The organism is Kluyvera georgiana ATCC 51603, assembly GCF_001654985.1.
Lineage (GTDB): Bacteria > Pseudomonadota > Gammaproteobacteria > Enterobacterales > Enterobacteriaceae > Kluyvera > Kluyvera georgiana.
Genome location: NZ_LXEU01000075.1, coordinates 1 through 3604 on the forward strand (window position 1 = coordinate 1; position 3604 = coordinate 3604).

General features: G+C 55.5%; 3 protein-coding genes and 2 pseudogenes. 4 read left to right on the forward strand and 1 reads right to left on the reverse strand.

Features of this window, described 5'->3' with window-relative positions:
- Positions 1-105: 105 nt before the first annotated feature.
- Together M989_RS25685 and M989_RS24885 are read left to right on the forward strand one after the other, a co-directional pair.
- A pseudogene (locus M989_RS25685) lies at positions 106-210 on the forward strand (IS3 family transposase); the annotation flags it as partial.
- A 41-nt stretch (positions 211-251) separates the two neighbouring features.
- Positions 252-473 (forward strand): annotated as a pseudogene (locus M989_RS24885) (DUF1062 domain-containing protein); the annotation flags it as partial.
- A gap of 116 nt (positions 474-589) precedes the next feature.
- Here M989_RS24885 and M989_RS18545 read toward each other — a convergent pair.
- The gene (locus M989_RS18545) at positions 590-931 is read right to left on the reverse strand and encodes a DHCW motif cupin fold protein (RefSeq protein ID WP_064547702.1); all 342 of its coding nucleotides are present in this window, start codon (positions 929-931) and stop codon (positions 590-592) included.
- A gap of 500 nt (positions 932-1431) precedes the next feature.
- Between M989_RS18545 and atzF the strand changes: the two genes are divergently transcribed.
- On the forward strand, positions 1432-3234 hold the full coding sequence (gene atzF, locus M989_RS18550; RefSeq protein WP_064547704.1) for an allophanate hydrolase: 1803 nt from the start codon (positions 1432-1434) through the stop codon (positions 3232-3234).
- On the forward strand, positions 3227-3604 hold a 378-nt coding region (locus M989_RS18555; protein ID WP_280686271.1), incomplete at its 3' end, for a biotin carboxylase N-terminal domain-containing protein. The genes atzF and M989_RS18555, both read left to right, overlap by 8 nt.

A 3604-nucleotide genomic window follows, 5' to 3' on the forward strand; every position in this document is an offset into this window, starting at 1 on the left:
CCCTGCTTCAACTTACTTCTATAGCGCGCTGCAATCTTTGCATCAAGGGATTCAATAAAACGAGATATCAGGCCCTGTCGGTTAATGAGCATATTGTCAGGAAGACGCAGGTCTATCTTCGATTACATTGAAGTGTTCTACAACCAGGCCCGGCGTCACAGCCACCTCGGCGGCGTCAGTCCGGAGGCCTTTGAACAGGCCTCGTCGTGAGGACAGGAAATGTCTACTGTTGTGGGGTCAGTCCACACCCTTTTCAGGTTAGCCTTCTGTCCATTTTGCAAAAACAGCTCAAGCTGAGCGCAGGTGAAATCCGGAGAAGGGCCGAGGCTGGGCAGATAAGCGGCGTTACGATGAAAATGCTTAAATCGCGAAAGCTGAAGGCAACGGAATATCAGTTCCAGCTCTCAGTGGAAACGTTTTATGCCCGGCGAAGGATCGTTCTGACACGTGGTGAAAACAGGAGGCTCTGCTAACGCTCCGTACAGGGAAAGCGAAATTCGTTGTTCCATGAATCATCGGATAGTGGATGATTCATGATAAATAGTTAAGCCCGGCTTTTTTCCAGGCCGGGCTTAATCTGTTTATCGGCTTAATCCACAATGAAAAGTTTTGCCCCCGTTGTGGTTCGGGATTGATGTGGCTCCGCATTATCGCCCACCTGATAGCTCATTCCCGCTTTCAACACAAATTGACGCCCATCCTCAAGGGTTGTTTCCAGTTCGCCTTCAATACACAAAAGAATATGTCCTTTCTGGCACCAGTGATCGGCAAGATAGCCAGGGCTATAGTCAACCATGCGAACGCGGATTTTATTGGCTTCGTGACCAAAAAACTGGGTACGCCAGTAGGCCATGCCTGTTTCTCCCGGATGCTCTGTGACTTCTATCTCATTCCAGTTTGTGGTGCTGAAAGCAAAGGCATCGGTCTTCATATTGTCGCTTCTCTGAGGGGGAATACGGGTCTGGAATTAGATTATGTGCATAACAAAAAATTAACAATTGAGTATTTCTCACTATCAAGGCCGGCCTCAGAACCGGCCAAACCAGGAAACTATTGTGTTGCGGCACACTTTCCCTTCACATCCCCGACAAATGCAGCCACGGTATCCTGCATGATGTTGTTCGTGTTGGCCCGGTTGATCGTCATTTATTTTATCTATTACGATGAAAGGCCATATCCCATCGTTAATCCATAGTCATAGTAATGACACTTCGCTTATTCTCATAAATAATTATTTTAGCTATTTATTCTATTATTTGTTTTTGCTATGACCATTGCACCGATACTGTACGAAAATGCGCTTTTACGGTGCGTGAAAATATCTGGTGAAATAGCTGGTTTTATTTTAATTCAATATAAAACAATATATTAAATATCTGGCATAGGCCTTGCTAATTGAATTCCATCTTGTATACCAACAGGGATTCAACGATGGCTTTTATGACCGGAAAAACGCTGGCAGGCTGGCGTCAGCACATCAGGCAAAATAGCAATGCGGTGTTCGCATTATTACAGGCGCATATTCAGTCGCTGGCGACCGACGATAACGCATGGTTAACGATCGCCAACGACGCCCAGCTAAGCGCGCAGCTAGACGCATTAATGCCCATCTACCGCAACAATCCTGAGGCGTTGCCGTTATTCGGTATTCCTTTTGCGGTCAAAGATAACGTTGATGTCGCAGGTTGGCCGACCACCGCAGCTTGTCCGGCGTTTGCCTATGTGGCAGAGGAAGATGCCACAGCGGTGGCCCGTCTGAAAGCCGCCGGGGCCATCGTGATTGGCAAAACCAATCTGGACCAGTTTGCCACCGGGCTGGTGGGCACGCGTTCACCGTACGGCGCGGTGGTGAACAGTTTTAACGCCGACTACGTCAGCGGCGGATCCAGCTCCGGCTCCGCTTCCGTGGTGGCGCGCGGTCTGGTGCCGTTTGCCTTCGGCACCGATACCGCCGGTTCCGGGCGCGTACCTGCCGGGTTCAACAATATCGTCGGGCTAAAGCCGACCAAAGGCTGGCTGTCGGCGAAGGGCGTGGTACCCGCCTGTCGTCTGAACGACACGCTGTCGGTGTTTGCGCTGACGGTGGAGGATGCATTCGCCATCGCCACGCTGGCGGGCGGTGACGATGCTCAGGATGCCTATTCCCGCACGCATCCCGCGACCACGCCCGCCGCGATGCCGTCCAGTCCTGTATTTGCGATCCCGGAAATGCTGAATTTCTTCGGTGATACCGAGGCGCAGACGGCCTGGGAGCTGGCGCTGGATGCTTTGCATGACAGCGGCGCGATGCTAAAACCGATCGACTTCAGCGCCTTTTCGCAACTGGCGGAACAACTGTATCAGGGGCCGTGGGTGGCCGAACGCACGGCGGCCGTCGGCGAAATGCTCCAGCACCCCGAACGGATGGATCCGACCGTCCACGCGATTATCGCCGCCGGGCTGAACTACAGCGCGGTGGACGCCTTCAGAGCGGAATACCTGCGCGCCGAACTGGCGCAAAAAATTCAGCGCGCGTTAGGCGAGGTGGATGCGCTGGTTGTGCCAACCTCGCCGACGATCCATACCCTCGAAGAGATGAAGCAGGAGCCGGTGCGCTTCAACTCGCAGTTTGGCACCTACACCAATTTCACCAACCTGGCGGATCTCAGCGCGCTGGCGTTGCCCGCGCCTTTTCGCGCCGACGGCCTGCCTGCGGGTATCACGCTGATTGCCCCCGCGTGGCACGACCGTGCGCTGGCGGATTTTGGCCTGCGCTGGCAGCAACAGCTGGCGCTGCCGATGGGGGCCACCGGGCAGCCTCTCGCTCCGGACGTGGGCACGCTGCCGGTCTCTTCCCGGCACGTGCGCGTGGCCGTGGTCGGCGCGCATCTGCGCGGTATGCCGCTCAACTTCCAGCTCACCGCTCGCCGGGCGGTATTTGTCGAAGCGACCCATACCGCACCGTGTTACCGGCTGTACGCGCTGGCTAATACTCAGCCGCAGAAGCCGGGTATTGCCCGTGCGGCCAGCGGCGCGGCGATCGAGGTGGAATTGTGGGATATCCCACTGGCGCGATTCGGGGAGTTTGTCGCTGAAATCCCGGCACCGCTGGGCATTGGCTCGCTGGAGCTAAGCGATGGTCGTTGGGTGAAAGGCTTTATCTGTGAACCGGCGGCGCTTAACGATGCCGCGGACATTACCGAATTTAAGGGCTGGCGCCACTGGATTGCCCGCAAGGAGAATCACCATGTTTAACACCGTCCTGATTGCTAACCGTGGCGAAATCGCCTGCCGTGCTATCCGCACCCTGAAACGTCTGGGGATCACCAGCGTAGCGGTTTACTCCGACGCCGATAAAAACGCCGAGCACGTCAAGCTGGCCGATATTGCGCTGGCGCTGGGCGGCGAGAAGGCGAGCGACAGCTACCTGAAAATCGACAGCATTATCCAGGCGGCGCGCGAAAGCGGCGCGCAGGCTATCTGGCCGGGTTACGGTTTTCTCTCCGAGAGCCTGCCGTTTGCCGACGCCTGCGAACAAGCGGGCATCGTCTTTATCGGTCCCACCGCGCAGCAGATTGGCGAATTTGGTCTTAAACACCGCGCCCGTGAGCTGGCGGCGCAAGCC

Coding starts and splice junctions, on each gene's coding strand:
- M989_RS18545 (WP_064547702.1), bottom strand. CDS start 931: ATGAAGACCGATGCCTTTGCTTTCAGCACCACAAACTGGAATGAGATA.
- atzF (WP_064547704.1), top strand. CDS start 1,432: ATGGCTTTTATGACCGGAAAAACGCTGGCAGGCTGGCGTCAGCACATC.